The following is a 26237-nucleotide window of genomic DNA, read 5'->3' on the forward strand; positions in this document are numbered from 1 at the left end:
ACTACCATTTGCTATTTTAAAGACATTTTAAAATTTAAAAAGCTTTCATTATAATCACTGAGAGACGATTGACCTAAATCTTTATAGACTTCTAACCGTTGCTGTTCTTGCTTTGATGGGTAGAATCTATGATCGTTTCTTACCTCTTTAGGCAACTTACTTCGAGCTGCTTTATTAGGTGTTGCATATCCTACCCATTCTGTATTCTGGGCACTATTTTGCGCGTCTAGTAAGAAATTCATAAACTTATACGCACCTTCTTTATTTTGTGCAGTTTTAGGTATCACCATATTATCAAACCAAAGATTGGAGCCTTCTTTAGGTATCACGTAATTATAACGAGTATTTTCCTGTACAAGTGGTGCAGCAACGCCACTCCAAACTACTGCAACATGTCCTTCGTTTTGTTGAAGCATCATGGTAATTTCGTCGCCTACTATACCTCTAACTTGTGGTGCTAAATTATGCAAATCTTTTTCTGCTTGATGAATATGGGTCGGATTTTTGTCATTAAGGCTATACCCTAATTTATTTAATCCCATTCCAATTATTTCACGTGCACCGTCTACTAATAAAATATCATTTTTGAGTTGAGAATGATACAAATCGCCCCAACTATCAAACGTTTCATTAGGATATTTCTCTTTATCATATAAAATGCCTACGGTTCCAAAGAAATATGGAATTGAATATCGATTGTTTGGGTCATATGACAAGTTCATATAATCATTGTCTAAATTTCTGATATTTGGAATTTTGTCATGATTTAAAGTCTCAAGCAATTTAGCTTTTTTTAGTTTTTGAACAGTATATTCACTTGGAAAAGCTACATCATAGTGTGTGCCTCCATTTCGAATTTTCGCTTCCATTGCTTCATTTGAATCAAAGGTTTCATATACGACTTGTATACCTGTTTCTTTTTCAAACTTCTTAATTAAGCTAGGATCAATATATTCTCCCCAATTGTAAACATATAACTTCTCATTTGCGTGGGTATTATCTTTTGATTTAAACCAATGACTAATCATTAAACATAAAATACCAATAACCATAGCAGAAATGATAAGTTGAAAAAATCGCTTCATTCATTGACACCTCGTTTCATCTTTTTCTGACGATTAACGATATGTTGAATAAAGTAATATCCAAATACTCCAAACATAATAGCAATAAATATTATTGTAGAAATGGCATTAATCTCCATACTTATACCTTTGCGAGCCATAGCATAAACTTCTACAGACAATACACTAAATCCGTTTCCGGTAACAAAGAAGCTTACTGTAAAATCATCTAAAGAATATGTTAATGCCATAAAGAATCCTCCTATAATCGAGGGCATAATATTAGGTATAATAATGCTACTTAATAATTGTGATTCATTAGCACCTAAATCTCTTGCTGCATTTAACATGTTATCATTCATTTCATATAATTGGGGTAAGACGATGATAACAACAATTGGAATACAGAACGCTATATGAGATGCTAGCACTGTTGAAAACCCTAAACCTAAACCTGTGAAATGTCCTATTGCAGTGAACATAATTAAAAAAGAAGCACCAATGACTACGTCTGAAGATACCATTAATACATTATTCATCGTTAATAGCGTAATCTTAAACCGTTTGTTGCGTAAATAATATAAAGCGATTGCACCAAATGTACCTATAACTGTAGCAATCGATGCAGATAAAAGTGCCACTGCAACAGTATTAAAAATCACCGACATCAACCGATCATTATGAAAAAGGGAGTGGTAATGTTCTAAAGTAAAATGTTCGAAGTGACTCATATTCCCCGCAGAATTAAAAGAATAAATCATTAAAAAGAAAATAGGAATATAAAGCACACTTATTAATAGAGCTATATATAATTTTCCATACCATTTCACACTAATCACCCCTTCCCATTAGATGATTTTGATTTTGTAATAATGAGTAAAAAGGCCATAAAAATAATAAGAAAAAGTGCTATAGTGGAACCTAATCCATAATTTTGTATAGTTAAGAACTGTTCTTCAATTGCTGTACCTACATTGATTACTTTGTTCCCAGCAATCAACCTGGTAATCATAAACAGTGAAAGAGCTGGTATAAATGTTACTTGCACACCAGTTTTAATACCTTCTCTTGTTAACGGAACGATGACTTTACGAAACGTAGTAAATGTACTAGCACCTAAATCATTAGAGGCTTGCAAAATATTGTTAGGAATTGCTTTCATGCTGTTAAATATAGGCAAAATCATAAATGGGATATATATATAACTCGCCACCAATAAAAATGCACCACTTGTAAACAACAAGTTTAATTTAGGTATTTGAAATACATGTAGAGCTTGGTTAATAAATCCATCATGCCCTAACAAACCAATAAATGCATAGGTCTTAAGAAGTAAGTTAATCCAAGTAGGGATAATTAACAACATGAGCAGTATATTTTGAAATCTTGAATAAGAAATAAAGTACGCAGCTGGGTAACTTATTACTAAGGTAATCATTGTAATTAAAGCGGCATACCAAATTGAATCAATAAACATTTTTAAATATCTAGTTGAAAATACCTGCTCATAATTTGTAAAACTAAAGTGACCATGAATATCTATAAAAGAAAAGTAAACAAGTAAAATGACTGGAATGATAATAAATATAACCATCCATAATAAGTAAGGAACCAGTAACCATTTATTGACATTACGCATGATGATAGTCCTCATAACTTTCAATTCGCTTATCAAATTCTTCTTCTGTTTCACCTGGTACCATGATGTGTATTGCTTCTGGTTCAAAATACAGCCCTACTTCACTACCTACATTAGCTTTTTTTGTTGATTGTATTACCCATTCATACCCTTTTCTGTCTTTGCAACAAATTTCATAATGTACACCTCTAAATAGCATAGAATCAACTTTGGCTTTAAATAGCCCATCATTTTTTGAAACAAGTGAAATGTCTTCGGGTCTAATTACAACTTCAACTTTTTTATTTTCTGTTATTCCCATATCTACACAATCAAAATTTTGACCATAAATATTGACGACAAAATCTTCAACCATTGTACCTTCAACTATATTGGACTCTCCTATAAAATCAGCAACAAATCGGTTAACTGGTTCATCGTATATATCTATTGGTGTCCCGAATTGTTGAATTTTGCCATCTTTCATAACAAAAATATAATCACTTAATGCTAAGGCCTCTTCTTGATCATGAGTTACAAATATAAAGGTTATACCTAAACGGGATTGAAGTTCTCTCAATAAATATTGCATTTCTGTTCGTAATTTTAAATCTAAGGCGGATAAAGACTCATCTAATAATAATATTTCAGGCTCATTAACAATTGCTCGTGCTATGGCTACACGTTGTTTTTGTCCACCACTCATACCTTGTATTTGCCTATGTTCATACCCACTTAATTTCACCAACTGAAGTGCCTCAGTAACTTTACGCTTAATTTCTGACTTACTTAATTTTTTTAATTTTAAACCATATGCTATATTGTCGAATACATTTAAATGTGGAAATAATGCATAATCTTGGAATACAGTATTTACCTTACGCTTATTCGGCGGCATTTTACCAATAGGTTTATCTTTATATATAATATCTCCACTATCGGGATATTCAAATCCTGCTATGAGTTTTAAAATTGTTGTTTTTCCACAACCCGAAGGACCTAAAAGTGTATAAAAATAGCCTGGTTCAATATCAATATTAATTTCGTTTAGTATTTGTACATCTTCAAAGCCCTTACTGACATCTTTAAAAGAAAGCAATGGATTCATAAAGTTTCCTCCTATAAATATGAAGCTGTGGCAACGATTAAAACCTTAACTTCTTTATTTGTTTCGTTATATAAGCGATGTTTATCTTTCGCTTTAAAATAAAGTACATCTTCTTTACAAGCTTTATATACTTGATTTCCTAGTTGAAGTGATACTTCACCATTTAAACAATAGATAAAAGTATCTGATTCAGATGGTTTAAAGTTTTTATATGAGGCATTTGGTCGTAAAGTTAGAATCAATGGTTCCATGTCAAACTCATTAGAATTCGTTACAAGCCAGTTCAAGATATAACCTTTATCATACTCATCATAAATAGTCTGTTCGTTCTTCTTATAAAGTACCTTCTCATCTGACGATTCTTTAAAAAAGTCGCTTGCAGAAGTACCAAGTACTTCTATTAAATTTAAAAATGTTTCCATACTAGGTGAAGCATGATTACTTTCAATTTGCGATATATATCCTTTTGATAGATCAGTTCGCTCTGCTAATTCCTCTTGTGTCAAATTTTTTATTCTTCTTAAATTACGTAATTTATATCCAATATCCATCTTTCTGACCACCTAAAAAAGCTATATCATGTTTACTTATATCAAACATTTTGTTTAATGCTTAATAAAAATAACAAAATATAGCTACGTAATCAATAGTTTTATATTAACTTATTATTGCGGATTTAATAGAAAAAGTTAGTCGATATCTTTATTAAAAATAGTTTGATTTGGATTTTTTTTAATTTCTTGAATTACTTTGTAACTATTATAACCACTTTTATTTTCAAATTCTTTAAAAATCTGTTTTTCATCAGCTTTTCCGGGCACAATATGTTTAAAATTTTTATAAGCATTTAAAACTTCGTCACCCTTTACAGATGACTCATAATAATTTTCGATTTTATTAAAGAAATGAATCACTTTCATCATTTCATCATTAGTCCAATCTAAATCTAATGGATATTGATATTCCATAGTATCCTCTCCTTTATATACTTTATACTTTTATTTTTCAAATTTAGATATATTAAAAATAACACAGTATACCTTTATTGGCATAAAAAGATGGGATAAAATCCATTTTTGAATTCTATCCCACCATGAATAAATACCCCCAACAGATCGCTATGATTTAGAATAGCTAAATGCTGAGGGTAATATTTTGAAATGATTTATGATACGTATGACTATGCCAGTCTGTGACTATACATACGAAAAAGTAATATACGTACAAATCATAAATAAATCATATTAATTTGAATACATTTATCATTATTAACTTGTAATTACATAGTATGAATTGGATAACCAATTGCTTTTTCAGCAGCTTCCATTGTCATTTCACCTAAAGTTGGGTGTGCATGTACAGTTAATGCGATATCTTCAGCATTCATACCTGACTCGATAGCTAAACCTAATTCAGAGATAATATCAGATGCACCAGTACCTACAACTTGTGCTCCAATAAGCGTATCATCTTCTTTAAGCGTGATTAACTTAACAAAACCATTTGTATCATCTAAAGATAAAGCTCGTCCATTAGCTGCATAAGGGAATTTAGAAGCTTTAATTGATAAACCTTCTTCTTTTGCTTGAGCTTCAGTATAACCAACTTGTGCTAATTCTGGTTCTGTAAAGCAAACTGCTGGCATACCAATATAATCTACCTCTGCGGCTTGACCATCTATCGCTTCAGCAGCAACTTTACCTTCGTAACTAGCTTTGTGAGCTAATGGTAATCCAGGTACAATATCTCCAATCGCAAAGATATTTTCAATAGAAGTACGACTTTGTTTGTCCACTTCTAGTAATCCACGATCAGCAAATTTTAGACCAAGTTCTTCTAATCCTAATTCATCAGTATTAGGGCGACGGCCAACTGTAACTAAAACATAATCAGCTTCGATAGTTTGTTCCTCACCTTTTGCCTCATAAGTTACTTTGACACCATTTTCAGTTTCTTCAGCAGATTTTGCCATTGCTTCAGTAACGATTTCGATACCTTTTTCCTTCATACCTTTTTTAACAGGTTGCGTCATTTGCTTTTCAAATCCGCCTAGAATATCTTTTGCACCTTCAAGGATTGTAACTTCAGAGCCAAAGTTTGCAAAAGCAGTACCTAATTCAGAACCGATATATCCGCCACCAACTACAACTATTTTGTTAGGTACTTCTTGTAGATTTAAAGCTCCTGTTGAATCGATAACACGTTTACCGAATTCAAAATTTGGAATTTCAATCGGTCTTGAACCTGTAGCTATAATCGCATGTTTGAAATTGTAAGTTTGAGCACTCTTTTCGTCCATGACACGTAAACTATTGTTATCAACGAAATAAGCTTCACCTCTAACAATCTCTACTTTGTTACCTTTTAAAAGTCCTTCAACACCGCCAGTTAATTTATTAACTACAGAAGTCTTGAATTCTTGAACTTTTTGATAGTTTAAAGAAACGCTTTCAGCAATTACCCCTAAGTTTTCTGAATTTTGCGCTTCAACAAAGCGATGAGAAGCATGAAGTAATGCTTTTGAAGGTATACAACCTACGTTTAAGCACACACCACCTAAATTACCTTTCTCAACGATTGTTACCTTTTGTCCTAATTGAGCCGCACGAATGGCTGCGACATATCCACCTGGACCTGCTCCTATTACAATAGTATCTGTTTCAATTGGGAAATCTCCAACTACCATGTTTTTACCCCTCCATTAATAATAATTCTGGATTATTTAATAAGCGTTTAATGTGATTCATAGCATTTTGTCCAGTAGCACCATCGATTTGTCTATGGTCAAAGCTTAATGATAAAGCTAATACTGGTGCAGCTACAATTTCTCCATCTTTAACGATAGGTTTTTGAGCGATACGGCCAATTCCTAAGATAGCTACTTCTGGGTGATTGATAACTGGTGTGAACCATTGACCACCAGCGGAACCGATATTACTAATTGTGCATGTTGCACCTTTCATTTCTTCTGAAGTTAATTTACCATCACGTGCTTTTACAGCTAGTTCATTAATTTCATCAGAAATTTCGAATATTGATTTACGATCAGCATGTTTAACTACTGGTACTAATAATCCTTTATCCGTATCTGCAGCAATACCAATATTCCAGTAATGTTTGTGCACAACCTCTCCAGCTTCTTCATTGAAAGAAGTATTAAGTGCTGGATATTTTTTAAGTGCAGAAACTAGTGCTTTAACAACATATGGTAAGAAAGTAAGTTTTGTACCTTGTTCAGCAGCAATTTCTTTAAATTTCTTACGGTGATCCCATAGTTCTTGCACATCAATTTCATCCATTAATGTAACATGAGGTGCAGTGTGTTTAGAATTAACCATTGCTTTAGCAATTGCTTTGCGCATTGCAGGTATTTTTTCTGTAGTTTCAGGGAAGTCACCTTCTGGTAAAGCTTGTGTTGCTGAAGCATTATCGACATCACTAGAAGTTGATTCAGATGCTGCGCTAGTGTTTGAACCTTCTTCGGAACTACCACCATTTAAGTATGCATCAATGTCTTCTTTTGTAATTCGTCCATTTTTACCAGAACCATTTACAGCTTTAATATTGACACCATTCTCACGTGCATACTTACGCACTGACGGCATCGCTTTAACAGTTTTATTTTCATCTACTTCTGTCTTTTCTTGTGATTGAGTTGATGAAGCTTCTTCTTGCACAGTTGATTCTTGTTCTTTTTCTTCTTTCTTAGAATCCTCATCATCGCCATGACCTTTAAATTGCATTTCTTCTGCATCAGGTGCATCAATTTTAACGATGACATCTCCTACAACTGCCACTGTTCCTTCATCTACTAACACTTCTTCAACAGTACCACTTACTGGAGAAGGAATTTCTACTACAGACTTATCATTTTGAACTTCTGCTAATACATCATCTTCTTCAATTGTGTCGCCGGCTTTAATAAACCATTTAACAATTTCACCTTCGTGGATACCTTCCCCGATATCGGGTAATCTAAATTCAAATGCCACGTTCTTGTCCTCCTAAGATTTACGTATTTAAATTATTGAAAATTTATACAAAAGTTGTAAGGTAAGGAAGACCTTACAACTAAATGTAAACTTTATTTGATTGATATTTTTACGTTTGCTTGTTTTAATAATTAAAATTCTAAAGTTGCCTTAGCCTGCTCTATAATATCTTTTTTATTTGGTAACCAAACGTTTTCAGCTTGAGTAAATGGATAAATAGTATCTGATGCGGCTACTCGAGCTATTGGAGCTTCTAATGAAAGAATTGCTCGCTCTGCTAATTCTGCTGCCACTTGTGCACCTACACCAGCTTGGCGTTGAGCTTCTTGTACAACTACAGCACGACCAGTTTTCTCAACAGACGCTACTAGAGTATCGATATCAATTGGTTGTACAGTACGTAAGTCAATAACTTCAACTGAATAACCATCTTTTTCTAACTCTTCAGCAGCTTTTAGTGATTCTTGTACCATTGCCCCGTAAGATATTAAAGTAATATCATTACCTTCTTTTTTAACATTGGCTTTTCCGATGTCAAGTGTGTATTCTTCTTCAGGAACCTCTTCACGGAAAGAACGATATAATTTCATATGTTCTAGATACACAACTGGATCATTACTTTGAATAGAAGAAATTAATAATCCTTTAGCATCATATGGTCCTGATGGAATAACTACTTTCAAACCAGGTGATTGAGCTAAGATACCTTCTAAATTATCAGCATGCAACTCTGGAGTGTGAACGCCACCACCAAAAGGTGCACGAATTGTAACTGGCGCTGGTTTAGTTCCACCTGAACGGAAACGAGTACGAGCAATTTGACCAGCTACTTCGTCAAACACCTCATAAACGAATCCTAAGAATTGAATTTCCATAACTGGACGGAAGCCAGTCACTGCTAAGCCTAGTGCAAGCCCACCAATTCCAGACTCTGCTAATGGTGTATCAAACACTCGATCTTCGCCAAATTCTTTTTGTAAACCTTCAGTAACACGGAATACACCACCGTTAACACCAACGTCTTCACCGAAAACTAAAACGTCTTCGTCTCTTTTGAGTTCACTTTTAAGCGCATCGTTAATCGCTTGAACCATTGTCATTTGTGCCATGGCTTACTTCGACTCCTTCTCTTTGTAAATTTCATATTGTTCTGCTAAATTTTGAGGCATTTCTTCATACATGATATCCATTAGAGAAGTAACAGTTTGTTTTTCTGTATTGTCAGCCTCTTTAATAGCTGCTTTTATTTCAGATTTTGCACGTTCAACCACTTCATTCTCTTTGTCTTCATTCCAAAGACCTTTAGCTTCTAAATATTTTCTGAAACGTACTAATGGGTCTTTTTTCTCCCATTCGGCATCTTCATCTGAAGTTCTATAACGAGTAGGATCATCACCAGCCATAGTATGTGGTCCATAACGATAAGTTAAAGTTTCGATAACAGTTGGACCTTCTCCTGCTACTGCACGTTCACGTGCTTCTAATGTTGCTTGATAAACAGCTAAAGCATCCATTCCATCAACTTGAATTCCAGGGATACCAACTGAAATAGCCTTTTGTGCTAATGTTTCTGCAGCTGTTTGTTTACTACGTGGTGTAGAGATGGCATAGTTATTGTTTTGAATTACAAAAATTGCAGGTGCTTTATATGCAGATGCAAAGTTAATTCCTTCATAGAAGTCACCTTGTGATGAACCACCATCACCAGTATAAGTAATTGCCACTGCATTTTTGCCACGTTTTTTAAGTCCAAATGCTACACCGGCAGTTTGAATATATTGTGCTCCGATAATGATTTGTGGGCTAAGTGCATTAACTCCCTCAGGGAATTGGTTACCTTTGAAGTGCCCTCTTGAGAATAAGAACGCGTCTGTAAGAGGTAAGCCATGCCAAATAATCTGAGGCACATCACGATAACCAGGTAAAATGAAGTCTTCACTTTCTAAAGCATACTGAGATGCTAATTGTGAAGCTTCTTGACCTGCTGTTGGTGCATAGAAACCTAAACGTCCTTGTCTATTTAATGAAATAGAACGTTGATCAAGAATTCTAGTCCATACCATTCTTTCCATTAATTCCACTAATTGTTCGTCTGTTAAATCAGGTACTAAGTCTTCATTAACGACATTTCCGTCTTCATCCAAAATTTGAACCATTTCAAATTTCGATTGAGTCTCATTTAAAACTTTAACTGCATCGAATTGGGCTTGTAACTTAGGAGCCATTCAATTCACCATACCTTTCCCATGTAAATAGAAATTCATTTTATCCTCCTTAATTGTATCACAAATAAAAATCTCTGTTAAACGATTTCATAAAGTTCTGTTCCACATAAAAATAATACAGTTACATGACCTGTTATATTAAAAATCACGCAACTGTATTAACTCATTATTTATTTTAATTGGTCTACATCCTGTTTTTCTCTTTTTACTTTCTCAATGGCTTTTGAGTATGCATTAAACTTATTATTCATTTCTTTATATGCTTTAGAAAGATCTTTAGATTTTTCGTCTACTTCTGATTGTGTTGCATTATCTTCATTCAAATAAGAAAACAGTTGTTTTTCCTTGTTAAGTGCTTTTTTGTAAGCCTTTGCATAAGCATCGTGTGATTTATATTTTTCTTTAATAGCACTATCAAGTTGTTCAACTTCTTTTTTCTTTGCTTTGTTTTCTACATGTTCAAGATATTGCTTGGCTTGTTTAAATTCTTTTTCAGAATTATCTATAGCCTTCTCTTCTTTTTCAAATTCTTTTTGTCTTTGTTTTACATTTTCAACGATATCTTCAGCTGCTTTTTTACGTGTGCTTTGATCTTTATCATTTACCTTTTTAAATAATTTTTGCTTTTTCTCTTCTAATTCGTTTATTTTTTTACTTACTTGATTAACGGGTTTCTCTTGGTCCATAGCTTTTTGTACTTGATCATCATATTTTTTAATTTCTTTTTTATCTATAGTACATCCAGCTAATAACACTGATGACGTTAGGACAATTGCTACAGTCTTTTTAAAATTCATGAACTGTTACCTCCTCAAAGTTGTTCGCTTGTAATATTAAATAATAAATAATAATAAATCAATATAAAGCTATCATTCTATATTCTAGTGCAAACATTTAAAGCTATAAAATCTTTGAGTATCTATTAATGTACTTGTATCTATCATATCTGATATATTATTTAATAAGGAAGGTGTATGACATGATAACAATGAAAGATATTATAAGAGATGGTCATCCAACACTTCGTGAAAAAGCGAAAGAATTAAGCTTCCCACTGTCTAACAATGATAAAGAAACGTTGCGCGCAATGCGTGAATTTCTAATCAATAGTCAGGATGAAGAAACGGCAAAACGTTATGGTCTACGTTCTGGTGTAGGTTTAGCTGCTCCACAAATTAATGAACCAAAGCGTATGATTGCTGTCTACTTACCTGATGATGGAAACGGCAAATCGTATGATTATATGCTCGTAAATCCTAAAATAGTAAGTTACAGTGTACAAGAAGCTTATTTACCAACTGGTGAAGGTTGCCTTAGTGTTGATGAAAACATCCCAGGTTTAGTGCATCGTCATCATAGAGTCACTATTAAAGCTCAAGATATTGATGGAAATGATGTTAAATTACGCCTCAAAGGCTATCCTGCAATTGTATTTCAACACGAAATTGATCATCTAAATGGCATTATGTTTTATGATTATATTGATGCCAATGAACCTCTAAAACCACATGAAGAGGCCGTAGAAGTCTAAATCATGAACTATATTAAAACACTTCATTAAGTTGCATTTTATACTTACTTGATGAAGTGTTTTTTTTTTAAAGTAATTCAAATGTTATTAACATTAATTTAAAAACAAGAAAGTACATAGCGAAATAAAACTGCTTTATTTATTCAAAAACATCATGTAAAATATTACTTAACTGAAATCTTAGTAAATTGATACTAATTTCAAATTTTGAACGACATTATTACCCTAGAGAACATACTGGGCAGTGAGATTAAACAAGTATAAAAATTACGTTTAGATTGAGCTGGTATGTTTCTAACAAATTAAATTTAGAACACAAAAATTATTGAAGAATAATACTCTAATGGATATGTAAAAAATCTTTAATAACCCGAGTATTCACAACTAGGGTCGTAAAATATAACAATTATAATTTATAGGAGGACAATACAATAATGGCAGTATTTAAAGTATTTTATCAACATAATAAAGATGAAGTCATCGTTCGTGAAAATACTCAAACAATTTATGTTGAGGGACAAACTGAGGAACAAGTAAGACGTTATTTGAAAGATCGAAATTTTAATATTGAATTTATTACTAAATTAGAGGGCGCACACTTAGAATATGAAAAAGAACATTCAACACACTTTAATGTGGAGAACGCCGAATAATGAAACAACTACATTCAAATGAAGTAGGTGTATATGCACTTGGTGGTTTAGGTGAAGTTGGAAAAAATACCTATGCTGTTGAGTACAAAGATGAAATTGTAATCATTGATGCTGGAATCAAATTCCCTGACGATAATCTTTTAGGAATTGATTATGTAATTCCTGATTACACTTACTTAGAACAGAACCAAGATAAGATTGTCGGTCTGTTTATTACTCATGGACACGAAGACCATATAGGTGGTGTGCCCTTCCTATTAAAACAAATTAATGTACCTATTTACGGTGGTCCATTAGCGTTAGGTCTCATTCGCAATAAACTAGAAGAACATCATTTGCTTAGAACGACTGAATTACATGAAATAGATGAAAGTAGCGTAATTAAGTCTAAGCATTTTGAAATTTCTTTCTATCTAACCACACATAGTATTCCAGAAGCATATGGCGTTATAGTCGATACACCTGAAGGTAAAATTGTTCATACGGGAGACTTCAAATTTGACTTTACTCCTGTAGGTGAGCCTGCTAACATAGCTAAAATGGCCCAATTAGGTCATGAAGGTGTGTTGTGCTTACTATCAGACTCAACAAATGCACTAGTTCCAGATTTCACTTTAAGTGAACGTGAAGTTGGACAAAATGTCGATAAAATTTTCAGAAATTGTAAGGGTCGTATTATCTTTGCAACTTTTGCTTCTAATATTTATCGTGTTCAACAAGCCGTTGAAGCAGCAATTAAATATAATCGTAAAATCGTTACATTTGGACGTTCAATGGAAAACAATATCAAAATTGGTATGGAACTAGGATATATCAAAGCGCCACCAGAAACGTTTATAGAGCCTAATAAAATAAATAGTGTACCTAAACACGAGTTACTCATTCTTTGTACTGGTTCTCAAGGTGAACCTATGGCTGCATTATCAAGAATTGCAAATGGTACACATAAGCAAATAAAAATTATACCGGAAGACACTGTAGTATTTAGTTCTTCACCTATTCCAGGTAACACTAAGAGTATCAATCGTACAATTAATGCGTTGTACAAAGCTGGTGCAGATGTGATTCATAGTAAAATATCAAACATTCACACTTCTGGACACGGTTCTCAAGGTGATCAACAATTAATGTTACGTCTGATTCAACCTAAATACTTCCTGCCAATTCACGGTGAATATCGTATGCTTAAAGCTCATGGCGAGACTGGTGTTCAATGCGGTGTTGATGAAGATAATGTATTTATTTTCGATATCGGTGATGTACTTGCCTTAACTCATGATTCTGCACGAAAAGCAGGAAGAATTCCTTCCGGCAATGTACTCGTTGATGGCAGTGGTATAGGTGATATTGGCAATGTTGTCATCAGAGATCGTAAATTACTTTCAGAAGAAGGGTTAGTTATTGTTGTTGTGAGCATTGACTTTAATACTAACAAATTACTATCTGGCCCTGATATTATTTCACGTGGTTTTGTTTATATGCGTGAATCTGGTCAATTAATTTATGATGCTCAACGTAAAATTAAAGGCGATGTCATTTCTAAACTTAACAGCAATAAAGATATTCAATGGCATCAAATTAAATCTTCAATTATCGAAACATTACATCCTTATCTTTATGAAAAAACAGCTCGAAAACCTATGATTTTACCTGTGATAATGAAAGTAAATGAAGATAAATAAACACTTAAATATATTTAGTCAAGTTACAATGAATTTATACTACTTTAAATGTTTCCATCACTCTAATAATATTAGATATTTTTAGTAGTAATTAATTATTTTGAGTTATTCATTTAATACGATTTGAGATTATATCTTCTATCTTTGAATTTCTTATAAAAAAAGAAGTATAGAACTTAAAGTTCTTAAACTAGTAAAAAGAGACAATTGCTATATTATTTCATATAGCAATTGTCTCTTTTATAATTTTCAAACTATAATAAGCTTGTTGAGATACTATCTTACTTATATAAGTTCCTTTAATACAAATCCTATTCCTTCTTTGACTAGCTAATTGTTTTATGGTTTAGGTTCAGAAAATTTCTTAAAGTAATGTCTCTATATTCCAATCAGAAAATACTGATTATGTATAGAACATATAAAACTACTTTTAACAACATTTTACGATGATATAATGGATTGTATCACAATGGTGTTCAATTTCATTTAACTCGGGATCTATAATTGTTTCAATAATATCATTCACATGCTAAACATATCATTTATGGAGATGAGTACTGAAGTTTCTATTAGTATGGTAAATTGAGTCATGTTATAACCTTTATTCACAAAGTATGTCATACAATACTTAGTATTGTATAAATAGAGAAAAGCAGTAAGGTAATTTTCAATCAGAAAATATCTTACTGCTTTTTTGGGATTAATGTCCCAGTTTACTTTTTATAATTTTGAAATATTTATTTACAGGAATAACATTTAATAGAAGTACAAATAATTAAGTGTACTTTATTATGTTTAAGCCTAAAATAATACAATTTTATTAATCTATTTAAATACTTAAAAAGATTCAACATTATAAACTAGATTTTCATTTACGATATTCTAAAAACAAAAAGAAACAAATTTCACTTTTCAACAATTCACTTATGCTATACAGATACATCAATTTAAAATTGGATTATGTAAACATTTACTTACTTATATTTTTTTCAAAGCGACCTAAGTCATTATCATGACCAATCATAATTAAAATGTCCCCTATTTCAATATTGATGTTAGGATCCGGAGAAACTATAAATTCTTTAGCTCTTTTAATTGCTATAATGTTAATACCATATTGCGCTCGAATATCTAATTCAATAATTGTTTGACCTGCCATTTTTTCTGTAGATTTTAATTCAACGATTGAATGCTCATCAGCAAGTTCTAAGTAATCAAGTACACTAGCACTAGCAACGTTATGAGCAATACGTCTTCCCATATCTCTTTCAGGATGCACAACAGTGTCAGCACCTATTTTATTTAAAATCTTAGCATGATAATCATTTTGAGCTTTAGCAGTAACCTTTTTGACACCTAATTCTTTAAGAATTAACGTCGTTAGTGTACTAGATTGTATATTCTCACCAATAGCGACAATAACATGATCGAAATTACGTATTCCTAAACTCTTCATTACTGCCTCATCAGTTGTATCAGCAACAACAGCATGTGTTGCTATATCACTATATTCGTTAACACGATTTTCGTCTCTATCAATAGCCATAACATCCATGTCTAATGCGTTAAGTTCTCTAACAATACTACCGCCAAAACGCCCTAGTCCAATTACGACATACTCTTTATCCATATTCGTCCTCCACTATATAAAAGAGGAATGATTACTAACATTCCTCAGAGTCTTATTATTTCTTTCCTTCCACATATGCTTTGTCGAAAACAAATAATCTTAATAATAATATTAACGATGGAATTAATAAAAGTAAACCTAAAACAAAAACAATAACTAATGATAATCCCATTTCCGGATTGACATGAGAGTCTGTAATTTTAATAAACGGATAAAGTAAATATGGAAGTTTACTCATTCCGTAGCCAAAGAATGCAAATAACATTTGCAATATAACCATGATAAAAGCTAAACCATGTTTCTTTTTAAATATAGTCAGTAATCCAGCTATTATAAAAAATATAAAGCTGATTGCAAACATCCACCAATAATTAAAAATAGCAGTTCTAAAGTGATCAGAATTTTGAATTCTAAGAGATAAGAAAACAAATAATGAAATCACAATCATAGGTGGCCCCCAAAAAATATGCCATTGTCGTGTCATATCATAAGCTGGTTGATCATTTGCTTTATGAGCATAATATGTTAAAAAACCTGATGAAATATAGAGCACTGAAATTATGGCTAAGAATACTACAGACCATGCAAATGGACTTAATAATAATTGTATCCAATCTAAATCAACATGTGTGCCATGCTCATAGATATAACCACCTTCTGAAATTGTTAGAGCAGTTGCTAGAGAGGCTGGAATTAATAGACCTGTTAAACCATATAATACAATCCAGGGTAGTTTAGTATCTTGACCATAATTTTCAAAAGCATAAAAACTACTTCGTATAGAAATAAGAATTAAAGCTATTGATCCAGGAACTAATAAAACTGTTCCTAAGTATTTAGCAGAATCAGGAAAAAAACCAATAAATCCTACAAAAAAGAAAACGAAAAAGACATTTGTAACTTCCCAAACTGGATTGAGGTATCTATGGATTAAATGATTAACCTTTTTCTCATTACCTGTCATTTTAGAATGCAATGCGAAAAAACCTGCACCAAAATCAATGGAGGCGATGATAATATAACAAAATAAAAATACCCATAATACTGTTATACCGATATAAGCGTAAATCATTTTGTTTCACCTCTCTCTTCAATCACTTTTTCTACATCTTTATAAGCAGGTTGATTTTTAAAAATTCTAATTAGTACATAAGCCGAAGTAACTAGTAATAAAAGATATAGTAAACCGAATAACGTCGTTACTAATGTGATTCCCCCCGCCTGGGTAGCCGCCTCTGATACGCGCATATACCCTCGTATAATCCACGGTTGACGACCCATTTCAGTTAAGAACCAACCAAATTCTATCGCTAACATTGATGCGGGACCAGTTAACAAGATAGCGTATAACATCACACTACTAGTTACATATTTACGTAACTTTTTAACAATTAAAAATAACATATAGAGTCCTGAAATGATAAAACAGAATATTCCCATTGATACCATCAAATCGAAAAAGTAATGAACTATCATAGGAGGTAATTCATTTTTAGGAAATGCATTTAAACCTTTAACTTTTGTATTAAAACTATTATCTGCTAAAAAACTAAGTAATCCAGGAATCTCTAGTGCTCCTGAAACTTCATGTGTTTTTTCATTTAATACACCGAAAAGAACTAAATTCGCATGAGATTGCGTATCATAATGCCACTCATATGCTGCAAGCTTATCTGGTTGAACTTTGTGTAAAAATTTAGCAGATAAATCTCCTGCAATCATCGAAAGAACGGTATTGATGAATCCAACAATCATGCTTAAATTAAGAGCTTTTGTATGGTATATTCTATCTTCTTTATGATTATGACGTAATAATTTAAACGCTGCAATGGCAGCTAATATAAACGCCATCGTCATACCTGCAGTTGCAACTACATGTAAAGCACGAACCATAAACGATGAATTAAACATTGCTTCTAATGGTCGAACATTTACCATTCGACCATTTTTTATTTCAAAACCTGCTGGAGTATTCATAAATGAATTGACTGATGTAATGAAGAATGCAGAAAATGAACCGCCTATAATAACGGGTATAGATATGAAAAAATGTGTCCATTTATTTTTAAATCTTTCCCAAGTATATAAATAAATACTTAAAAAGATTGCTTCAAAAAAGAATGCAAAAGTTTCCATGAATAGTGGTAAAGCGATAACATGACCGCCCATTTTCATAAATGTTGGCCAGACAAGTGAAAGTTGTAAACCAATAATGGTACCTGTAACGACGCCAACAGCAACGGTTATTGTGTAGCCTTTCGACCATCTTTTAGCCAATGTAATATAATTCGCATCATTTTTCTTTATGCCAATAAACTCTGCTATTGCAAACATAAGTGGCATACCAACACCAATTGTTGCAAATATGATATGCACTGCAAGTGTCATACCCGTCAACAATCGAGCTATTTCAACTGAATCCATCTATAAATCACCCTTCATTTTTATTTTTTAGTTATTGGAGTGACAAGTGATTAAAATTATAAGTCCTTAGTACTATTGAACTAAATTAAATTGCTTTAAATCACTGTGACGATTTTATGTCTTTTCACACAACGTTCACAAAGTTGAAATGACGTCTCTTTTTTAATATAGTGTTGTAAGATAAATCGTGAGAGGATGTAATATATGACTGATACAGTGATTATTTATACAAAAGATGACTGTCCACCTTGTGCTTTTATTAAAAATTATTTAGTAAATAAAAATATAAAATTTACAGAGAAAAATATCAAAAATCCAAAATATAAAAATGAAATGATGAATTACGATGCATTTGCAACACCTTTTATTTTGCTTAAAGGGATACCTATGTATCAAGTAGATATGGAAAAATTGAATTATGAATTGAATATTACACCTTAATTTCTATTTTTAATTTTCGCGTGTTTAATTTCAAATTTTCAAACTAGCTAAACAAATATTGTCATCTTCAAGTAATTTATTAAATCAATATAATATATTAAAAAAATATTCTAGGACATATTTTGCAGAAAAATAGAATTTAACAAACTAATATGATTTAAACCATTATAAAAAGACAATTTCTATATTATTTTAATAGAAATTGTCTTTTTCTAGTCTAAGAACTTTATGTCTTATACTCTTAAAATATTCTTTTTAAAGTCAATTATTTAGCCAATTGGTTAACTAATTCAACGACTTCCTCTTGCGTTGAGCATTCAACAGCTCTATTAGCAAGTTCAGCCATTTCATTTTTACTTAAACCATTGATTTGTCTTCTAGCTTTTAGGATAGAAGTCGCACTCATTGAGAACTCATCTAAACCTAAACCTAATAATAAAGGCACAGCTGTTTGATCTCCAGCCATTTCACCACACATACCAGTCCATTTACCTTCTTTATGAGAAGCTTCAATAACTTGTTTAACTAATCGTAAAATTGAAGGATTATATGGTTGATATAAGTATGAAACTCGTTCAGACATACGGTCAGCAGCTAATGTGTATTGAATTAAGTCATTCGTTCCTATACTAAAGAAATCTACCTCTTTAGCAAATACATCAGCAAGTGCCGCGGTAGATGGAATTTCAACCATAATACCTAATTCAATATCATCTGAAACTTCGTAACCTTCGCGAAGAAGATTTTCTTTCTCTTCAAGAAGTATTGATTTAGCGTCACGGAATTCTTTAATTGTTGCTACCATAGGGAACATAATATTCAATTTCCCATAAACTGAAGCACGTAGTAATGCACGTAATTGTGGTCTAAAGATTTCCGGCTGTGCTAAACATAAACGTATCGCACGATAACCTAAGAATGGATTCATTTCTTTAGGTAAATCTAAGTATGGAAGCTCCTTATCTCCGCCAATATCTAAAGTACGTACAACTACACGTTTACCGTCCATAGTTTCAAGTACCTTTTTATAAGCCTCGAATTGTTCTTCCTCAGTAGGCATTTGGTCTCTACCCATGTACAAGAATTCTGTACGGTATAAACCAATCCCTTGTGCACCGTTATCAATAACTCCTGATAAGTCATCTGGAGTACCAATATTAGCAGCTAGTTCAGCATGGACACCGTCAACTGTTACTGTATCAGCATCGCGCAATTTTTGAAGTTCTTTCTTATCTTCAAAGAAACGCTCACGTTTGTTTTGATAAGCAATTAACTCATCTTCTGTAGGATCAATGATAACATCTCCGGACATACCATCTACAATAATCATATCACCTTGTTTAACTTCTTCAGTGATAGATTTAGTACCGACAACAGCTGCAATCTCTAAAGAACGACTCATAATTGCAGAGTGGCTTGTTCTACCACCAATATTAGTTACAAAACCTTGAACAAATTCTTTATTCAACTGTGCTGTATCTGAAGGTGTGAGGTCATTACCTACAATGACAGCACTTTCATTGATTAAACTAGGATTAGGTAAATCTACACCTAGAATATGAGCCAATACACGTTTAGAAACATCTCTGATATCAGCTGCACGTTCTTTCATGTATTCATTATCCATTGACTCAAAAATAGAAATAAATTGTGTCGTTACTTCATCCAAACCAGTTGCAGCATTGACTTTGTCATTTCTAATTTTGTCTTGAATGGGTTGTATTAATTCTGGATCATCTAAAACAAGTAAATGTGCATCAAAAATCGCTGCTTTATCAGCACCTAATTGAGCTTCGGCATTATTTCTTATTTTAGTTAATTCAATTTTTGAAGCTTCGATAGCGTCATTAAACTTTTCAACTTCACTTTCTGTGTCAGTAACTTTTTCGTTACTGTCATAAGATAAGTCTGGCTCTACAATTAAGTAAGCTTTTGCGATTGCAACACCATCTGATGCAGCAATCCCTTTAATTAATTTAGACATAATTATTCAGCTAAACCTTCTTTTGATAAGACATCAGTGATAGATTGAATTGCGTCAGTTTCATCGCTACCGTCAGCATAAATAGTTATTTCAGCATCTTTACCTACACCTAAGCTCATTACACCCATGATTGATTTTAAATTAACTTTCTTCCCGTTATATTCTAATTGAATATCTGAATCAAATTTTGATGCAGTTTGTACTAGCATTGTAGCAGGGCGAGCATGAATCCCTGTTTCGTCTGTGATTACATATGATTTTTGTTCCATATTAAACTCTCCTTTGTACAGTTAGAATCTTCAATATTATTACAATCTAACAAAATATTTACAACTTAACTTTACCAAAACCTATAGCTAAATTCAATTCGTTTAAAATCGTTTTCAGCATATAAATTTTGCACCTCGAGACGATTATAACACTTCTATAAGTTATTGATAACTTTTTCACATTTATTGATATGATCTTTACCCAATTTGTTCATAAAATAATAGCTAATGGATGCAGATACAGCTTGCCCAACAAACGGGAACCATTTTGTTTGTTTGGCAGCTGCTCGTTTAGCTACATCTTTAATCACAACTTTAAGCAACGCCTCTGATACCTTACGTCCAATAAATTGACTTCCTTGAATTGCTGCTGCAGACATAATTCTTTCTTTCACTTGATCACTTAGTGAATTAACTTGATCGTGATCTAAACCATAAATTTTATTTACATCCTCTATAATATCTCTCATTAGTTTAAGATCTACTCCAAAATCAAGTCCTGGAATAGGAACTATACTAGCACCGGAGGAAAGTAGCGATTTCTTTTTAACTAAAGTTTCAGCTCTCTCTCTACGTTGTCTAAGTTCTTCCTGTGTAGTTGGCAAATCACCTTTCTCTTTAATTTCCTCTATGTTCAGTAATGAGTTCCCTACTTTATTTGTAATATTATTAGTTAGTTTACTTCTAATTCCCATTTAATGACATCCTTTCAAATAATACTTTAACAGTGATTTATACCCATATTTATAGAAAATTAATTTTTTATTGTTACAAATACTGCTTTTAAATATTTTGAAGGTTTGTAGTGAGGATGAGTTTTAAAATCTTTAGGTAACCCCATTACTTCATTTATTTCATATTCAATATTATTTTGGGCTAGTGTTTTCTTTATTACATTTTTAAATGCCTTAAGAGAAAATGCACTTGAATTGGTACATAATAGTAATGTACCTCCAGGCGATAAAATGTTAAGGGCTCCTTCAATTAATAAATTATAATCTTTTTGAACTGAAAAAGTTTTTTTCTTATTTCTCGCAAAGCTAGGTGGATCAATAACAATTGTATCGTATTGATGCCCATGTCGTCCTGCATAATTATAAAAATCAAATGTATCCATAACATAAATATATTGAGATTTAGGGTTGATACCATTTAAACCAAAATTTTCTTCAGTTAGCCCTCTAGAGCGATTTGCTAAGTCTACACTTGTTGTTGAGTTTGCATTTTCAGCTGCTATTACTGAAAACGCTCCAGTGTAACTGAATAAGTTAAGTACATGTCTTCTTTCTGAAAACTGATCTCTTAATTTTTTTCTAACTTCTTTTTGATCTAAAAATATACCAGTCATAAGACCATCATTTAGGTCTACGTTATAAAAAGTAAAATTTTCTTCTATAACGATAGGAAATTCAGGCGCATTACCTTCTACAAAGCCACCAGTGTAGGAAGAACCTTTAAAACGCATTTTCTCAAAAATTGAAGTGTATTCATATACTTCTTTGATTGCTTCTAAGATAGGAAATCTAAATTTATATATCCCTTTCGAATACCATTGAATTAAAAGATGTCCGTTATAATTATCAATTGTCAGACCACCTACACCGTCACCTTCAGCATTAAATAATCTAAATGCGTTTGTACCTTCTATATTGAAATAGTATTGTCGATCTTTTAATGCAGCTTCAAATAAACGTCTAAAAAACAAAGTGTTAATCTCTTCATTTTGATTATAACTCAATACCCACCCTAATCCTTTATGTTGTCTTCCAATATATCCAGTAGCTATATATTGTTGTTGCTCTGTCACCAGCGTTATCAAATCACCTTCTTTAAGATGATCATGTTCAAATAAATCTTCTTCATCTATTAATGGATAGTGGTTTAAATACTTTGTTTCTTTGCCTTTATTTAGCGTAGCAAGTTTCATAAATGAATACCTCTCTTAATTTTTATCACTGTTAGTTATGATAATTTTGTTTCGTAAATCCAGTTAACACCATATAATTTCATCATCATTTTAACAAATAACTTTAGGGAATCACACAAAAAAAGAGTGGGACGAAATTCATTCTGAATTCACTATCCCACCCATGAAATGTATTGCTCACATAGAAACTTTTCTGTGAATATTTCTTACTGTTCATTGAATATAAAGCTAGATAAATACAATCATTGATTTGAAAAGTTAAGTATTTTTACCAATGATTAATATTTATAAATCAAATTTAACCCATTTATTTTTCTCTCAACTGTAAAGAATAAGCAACAATCATTGCAATAAGCATTAATAACAAGATTGGCGTAATGAAAATTGATAATAATAATCCATGTACCATAATATTGATAAATTCTGTAAGAAATTTAAAGAATAAAATACTGCCCATAAAGAGTTGTAAATAATAATATTTATCCCTTAAATAATAAGTTAATGTAGTTGCAATATAAATAATAATAATGAAAAGTAGCAACAATAACGTTACCCACTCAACTACATATTGCGTTTGTGATAACTCCCATTCACCAGTTAAGAATAATGCATTTCTATTATTAAATTCTAGAAAAGCAAAAAACAGAATAATTACACCACAAAACAATTGAACATACATAGGTTTAACCCATTTAGGTTTTTTCATCCAATTTGGAATATCGTCCTCTTGTATATCTACTATGCTGTTAATTTTTTGCTTAAACTTGTCCCTTTTGGCTCTAATTTTATCTAAATCAAAACTTCTTCTGGTCTTACGTGCATACTCGGTTGTCTTATCTTGTAGTTGTTTTAAGTGAACTTTAGTTTGATTAGATACATTGCCTTTATTAGTTCTTGAAAGTTCAGGTTCCTCTTCGCCTAACTCTTCTTTAGTAAGTGGTAATGAACGTCTTAAGAATAAGAAATTCCATATAGCCATCTGACCTAATAACCACATAATAATGAAGAAAGTATTCACACTTAAAATATCAATTGATTCAATTTCATTTGCGTCAATACGTCCATATAGCGAAATTTGGGTAATAAGATAGCTCATTCCATAAGTTACAATAATCCACATATAATGGTTCTTACGATTGTCTTGGTTCAACTCATCTTTATAAACTATGTAACCAATATGAACTGTAAAAGGAATAATAAAGACGATTGCAAAAAAGCCATACACTTGTGTCATTAGCAATAATGTAATGATAAAGTACATAATGCCAATAACTAAAAAGAAAATTGAAATGTCATAATCGTATTTAATAGTTCTAAATAAAGTGTGACCTAACAACATCACTAAAATACCAAATACGATGATTACTATGGCACTTGTAATTGGAAAGCCACCAATAAATTTGCTCATCACTTTTATAATCTCGGCAAAAAAGGCATTTAGGAATTCCCATACGTTATGCACATGCGTATCAACCTTTTTGTCACCTTTAAATTGTTTGATTAAAGGTAAGTTAATAAAAATAATGAGACCTGTAAAAAGTGAAACGATACCGATAATATAACTAAATATAATTTCGGTGTGTTTCCTAAGAAAAGACATACTGTTCACCTCAAAATTATTATATATGAAGATTGTTTAATTGTCTTTAAAATATCATGAAATACATCTATAGACCTACAAACGTTTATTAATAGAATAACGGGGTAAACCATTTGTGTAAACAGAAATCCTATTAAAGAGGTGAATTTTTATGACAAATAAAGAATTCGAAAAAAAATCAGCAGAAAAAGCCAAAGAAGTAGAAGAAAAGCTTAAAGAACAAAACGAAGAAAAAACAGATGATATCGAACAAACTAAGAAAGATATTCAAGATACACTAGATTAATTTTATTAATGATATAAGTGGTTATGCTAGGTAATAAAAAGATTTGTTAGCATTTAAATCGTTGAATCATTGAGTTCATAAGTAATATAAAAAGACAATTTCTATTAAAATTTTTGATAGAAATTGTCTTTTTTTCGTAATAATACATAAGGCGTTCATCTATGATTATCATTATAATATTATCTTTTAATACAAATCTACGTTATTATTTAACCTTTTTTATTTCATAGTTAACATTTATGTAAATTTCTTTAGAACACTTATTTATTCTAAAGAAATAACATAACCATTTTACGACTACTTTTTCGAAAGATTTGCATCATAGTTCTTAAATCATGACTAATATCATTTATAAATAAAAACTGTCGCCAAAATCCTATATCTTGTAGGACAGTTATATTTATCACTTAATTGCACTATAGTAATTTATGTTTACGTAACAATTCTTCAATAAAAGTACCACGTATTTTCTTCAACACTGTATTTAATACTGATCGTTTGATAAAGTTTTTATTGACAAGTTCATGTAAAGATCTACGATCATTTAATTCATAAAATGCATCCATCAGTACGCGTGCATCAAATTCAGAAGCATAAACTTCAGGTACACCTCTATCAACATCCAATAATTGATAAACAGCTTCCATAGCTGTTCTAACTGAATATTCTGTAGTGAATACCGTATCTCGTTCTGTTTCTGCAAAGTTTCCAATAAATGCTAAGTTTTTAGAGCCATTCGGTACTACTAACGGTCGATCTTTGTATGCTCTAGGCATGAAATATGCAGTTATATACGGCATATAAACAGGAATCGTGTTACATTCCGATTGAGCTAATTCAACAATTTCCTCTTGTGGAACACCCATATGATATAACCATTCTTGACAGATTTCACTACCAGTACATTCCGTGATTGGCTTTTTAATGAAGTCTCCTTTTTCGTCAGAGTATAATGCGTAAATCCATACACTAACTTGATTTTTAGGTTGTTTCTTAAATTGTTGCTGACGGTTTACTGTAAAACTAAGTTGCCAACTTGAATTAGCTACAGAAATGATACCACCTGTGACTGTCCGACCAGATAAAACATCTCTTTTACACAATTGTTCGATATATGAGATTATCTTTTTATTATCTGTTGTTGCCGTTGCTGATACAAACCAACTTTTAGCTGGAATGTGATCACAAAATTTCTCAGGTCTACCAAATTCTGGACTTTGATTAGCTAAGTTTTTCCATAATGTCCAACTACCACCTAAAGAATGTGTTATAGGAGCAGGGTGGTCGTTATCCCCATAGGTTGAACTTTCAGTAATACTTCCGTTAGTAACAAATACCAAGTCATTAACTGTTAACGGGATAGATTCTTCTTTATCATCTCTAGTTAAAACGATTTCTCTAGCAATTTTAGTAGATGATGTTGCATCAACTAAAATATTATTCACTTGTACTCCAAATTCAAAGTTCACGTTATGTGATTTTAGATATTCTACCATTGGTAATACTAAAGATTCATATTGGTTATATTTAGTGAATTTTAAAGCACTAAAATCTGCCAAACCACCAATATGGTGAACAAAACGCATAAGATATCGACGCATTTCCATTGCTGAATGCCAGGGTTCAAAAGCAAACATTGTTTTCCAATATAACCAAAAATTAGAATTTAAAAAATCTTCAGTGAAAACTTCGGAAATTTTAACATCTTCTAAATCTTCTTCTTTTTTCATACATAAATTTAAAATTTCTTTAATAGCTTTTTTAGACAATGTAAAATCGCCATCAGTATCAATGCGTTTACCA

25 protein-coding genes are annotated in these 26237 nt (G+C 31.9%); 5 read left to right on the plus strand and 20 right to left on the minus strand.

From position 1 onward, the window contains the following. Positions 1-11: 11 nt before the first annotated feature. From ACVBFA_RS07510 to ACVBFA_RS07560, 11 genes are all read right to left on the minus strand, one after another. Positions 12-1085 carry an ABC transporter substrate-binding protein gene (locus ACVBFA_RS07510; RefSeq protein ID WP_002457442.1) on the minus strand — a complete coding sequence of 358 codons (1074 nt, stop codon included), beginning with the start codon at positions 1083-1085 and terminating at the stop codon, positions 12-14. Beyond that, entirely contained in the window at positions 1082-1894 is an 813-nt protein-coding gene (locus ACVBFA_RS07515; RefSeq protein ID WP_002457443.1) for an ABC transporter permease, read from the minus strand. Before ACVBFA_RS07515 ends, ACVBFA_RS07510 begins: the two co-directional genes overlap by 4 nt. Positions 1895-1899: 5 nt before the next feature. Further along, complete coding sequence (locus ACVBFA_RS07520) at positions 1900-2703, minus strand: ABC transporter permease (protein ID WP_002446176.1); 804 nt, start codon at positions 2701-2703, stop codon at positions 1900-1902. Beyond that, positions 2696-3790 (minus strand): ABC transporter ATP-binding protein, encoded by a 1095-nt coding sequence (locus ACVBFA_RS07525; RefSeq protein WP_002446175.1) that lies wholly within the window; start codon positions 3788-3790, stop codon positions 2696-2698. Before ACVBFA_RS07525 ends, ACVBFA_RS07520 begins: the two co-directional genes overlap by 8 nt. An 11-nt stretch (positions 3791-3801) precedes the next feature. Then, complete coding sequence (locus ACVBFA_RS07530; protein ID WP_002446174.1) at positions 3802-4341, minus strand: helix-turn-helix domain-containing protein; 540 nt, start codon at positions 4339-4341, stop codon at positions 3802-3804. Between the two features lie 138 nt (positions 4342-4479). Then, complete coding sequence (locus ACVBFA_RS07535; RefSeq protein WP_002475680.1) at positions 4480-4758, minus strand: UPF0223 family protein; 279 nt, start codon at positions 4756-4758, stop codon at positions 4480-4482. A gap of 311 nt (positions 4759-5069) precedes the next feature. Beyond that, a complete protein-coding gene (lpdA, locus tag ACVBFA_RS07540) occupies positions 5070-6476 on the minus strand; it encodes a dihydrolipoyl dehydrogenase (RefSeq protein ID WP_126122528.1) in 1407 nt (468 codons plus the stop codon). 4 nt (positions 6477-6480) lie between these two features. Further along, the gene (locus ACVBFA_RS07545) at positions 6481-7782 is read right to left on the minus strand and encodes a dihydrolipoamide acetyltransferase family protein (RefSeq protein WP_002446172.1); all 1302 of its coding nucleotides are present in this window, start codon (positions 7780-7782) and stop codon (positions 6481-6483) included. Between the two features lie 131 nt (positions 7783-7913). Further along, positions 7914-8891, minus strand: a complete 978-nt coding sequence (locus ACVBFA_RS07550; RefSeq protein WP_447158802.1) for an alpha-ketoacid dehydrogenase subunit beta — start codon at positions 8889-8891, stop codon at positions 7914-7916. Positions 8892-8894: 3 nt separating this feature from the next. Then, entirely contained in the window at positions 8895-10007 is a 1113-nt protein-coding gene (gene pdhA, locus ACVBFA_RS07555; RefSeq protein ID WP_001831653.1) for a pyruvate dehydrogenase (acetyl-transferring) E1 component subunit alpha, read from the minus strand. A 170-nt stretch (positions 10008-10177) separates the two neighbouring features. Next, positions 10178-10804, minus strand: a complete 627-nt coding sequence (locus ACVBFA_RS07560) for a YkyA family protein (RefSeq protein WP_002491585.1) — start codon at positions 10802-10804, stop codon at positions 10178-10180. A gap of 182 nt (positions 10805-10986) precedes the next feature. On the opposite strand from ACVBFA_RS07560, the gene def reads away from it, so the two are divergent. The 3 genes from def (at position 10987) to rnjA (ending at position 13873) form a co-directional block, all read left to right on the plus strand. After that, positions 10987-11538: a peptide deformylase gene (gene def, locus ACVBFA_RS07565; protein ID WP_002457448.1), complete on the plus strand. Its 552-nt coding sequence runs from the start codon at positions 10987-10989 to the stop codon at positions 11536-11538. 434 nt (positions 11539-11972) lie between these two features. After that, positions 11973-12191: a DNA-dependent RNA polymerase subunit epsilon gene (locus ACVBFA_RS07570; RefSeq protein ID WP_001831646.1), complete on the plus strand. Its 219-nt coding sequence runs from the start codon at positions 11973-11975 to the stop codon at positions 12189-12191. After that, positions 12191-13873: a ribonuclease J1 gene (rnjA, locus tag ACVBFA_RS07575; protein ID WP_001831649.1), complete on the plus strand. Its 1683-nt coding sequence runs from the start codon at positions 12191-12193 to the stop codon at positions 13871-13873. The genes ACVBFA_RS07570 and rnjA overlap by 1 nt, the downstream gene beginning before the upstream one ends. A 970-nt stretch (positions 13874-14843) precedes the next feature. On the opposite strand, the gene ACVBFA_RS07580 is transcribed toward rnjA, so the two are convergent. From ACVBFA_RS07580 to ACVBFA_RS07590, 3 genes are read right to left on the minus strand one after another with little or no spacing between them, the layout of a single operon-like run. Next, positions 14844-15503: a potassium channel family protein gene (locus ACVBFA_RS07580; RefSeq protein WP_001831652.1), complete on the minus strand. Its 660-nt coding sequence runs from the start codon at positions 15501-15503 to the stop codon at positions 14844-14846. A gap of 55 nt (positions 15504-15558) precedes the next feature. Further along, a complete protein-coding gene (locus tag ACVBFA_RS07585) occupies positions 15559-16575 on the minus strand; it encodes a cytochrome d ubiquinol oxidase subunit II (protein WP_032604451.1) in 1017 nt (338 codons plus the stop codon). Continuing rightward, positions 16572-17927, minus strand: a complete 1356-nt coding sequence (locus tag ACVBFA_RS07590) for a cytochrome ubiquinol oxidase subunit I (RefSeq protein ID WP_447158803.1) — start codon at positions 17925-17927, stop codon at positions 16572-16574. The genes ACVBFA_RS07585 and ACVBFA_RS07590 overlap by 4 nt, the downstream gene beginning before the upstream one ends. A 204-nt stretch (positions 17928-18131) precedes the next feature. On the opposite strand from ACVBFA_RS07590, the gene ACVBFA_RS07595 reads away from it, so the two are divergent. Continuing rightward, positions 18132-18368, plus strand: a complete 237-nt coding sequence (locus ACVBFA_RS07595) for a glutaredoxin family protein (RefSeq protein WP_447158804.1) — start codon at positions 18132-18134, stop codon at positions 18366-18368. Positions 18369-18633: 265 nt separating this feature from the next. Here the strand turns inward: ACVBFA_RS07595 and ptsP are convergent, their stop codons facing one another. The 5 genes from ptsP to auxA form a co-directional block, all read right to left on the minus strand. Then, positions 18634-20352 (minus strand): phosphoenolpyruvate--protein phosphotransferase, encoded by a 1719-nt coding sequence (gene ptsP, locus ACVBFA_RS07600; RefSeq protein WP_002486525.1) that lies wholly within the window; start codon positions 20350-20352, stop codon positions 18634-18636. 2 nt (positions 20353-20354) lie between these two features. Beyond that, positions 20355-20621, minus strand: coding sequence for a phosphocarrier protein HPr (locus ACVBFA_RS07605; protein ID WP_001831726.1), 267 nt, complete (start codon positions 20619-20621; stop codon positions 20355-20357). A 155-nt stretch (positions 20622-20776) separates the two neighbouring features. Beyond that, a complete protein-coding gene (locus ACVBFA_RS07610; protein ID WP_046044106.1) occupies positions 20777-21316 on the minus strand; it encodes a hypothetical protein in 540 nt (179 codons plus the stop codon). 59 nt (positions 21317-21375) lie between these two features. After that, the gene (locus ACVBFA_RS07615) at positions 21376-22548 is read right to left on the minus strand and encodes a class I SAM-dependent rRNA methyltransferase (protein WP_126122673.1); all 1173 of its coding nucleotides are present in this window, start codon (positions 22546-22548) and stop codon (positions 21376-21378) included. Between the two features lie 307 nt (positions 22549-22855). Next, the gene (auxA, locus tag ACVBFA_RS07620; RefSeq protein WP_447158805.1) at positions 22856-24148 is read right to left on the minus strand and encodes a lipoteichoic acid stability factor AuxA; all 1293 of its coding nucleotides are present in this window, start codon (positions 24146-24148) and stop codon (positions 22856-22858) included. A gap of 151 nt (positions 24149-24299) precedes the next feature. Here auxA and graF point away from each other — a divergent pair, with 151 nt between their 5' ends. Continuing rightward, positions 24300-24434 (plus strand): glycopeptide resistance-associated protein GraF, encoded by a 135-nt coding sequence (gene graF, locus ACVBFA_RS07625; protein ID WP_001831711.1) that lies wholly within the window; start codon positions 24300-24302, stop codon positions 24432-24434. A gap of 416 nt (positions 24435-24850) precedes the next feature. Here graF and ACVBFA_RS07630 read toward each other — a convergent pair. After that, the coding region (locus ACVBFA_RS07630) for an oleate hydratase (protein ID WP_447158806.1) at positions 24851-26237 on the minus strand (1387 nt) is incomplete at its 5' end.

The organism is Staphylococcus sp. MSU001 (genome assembly GCF_052976705.1).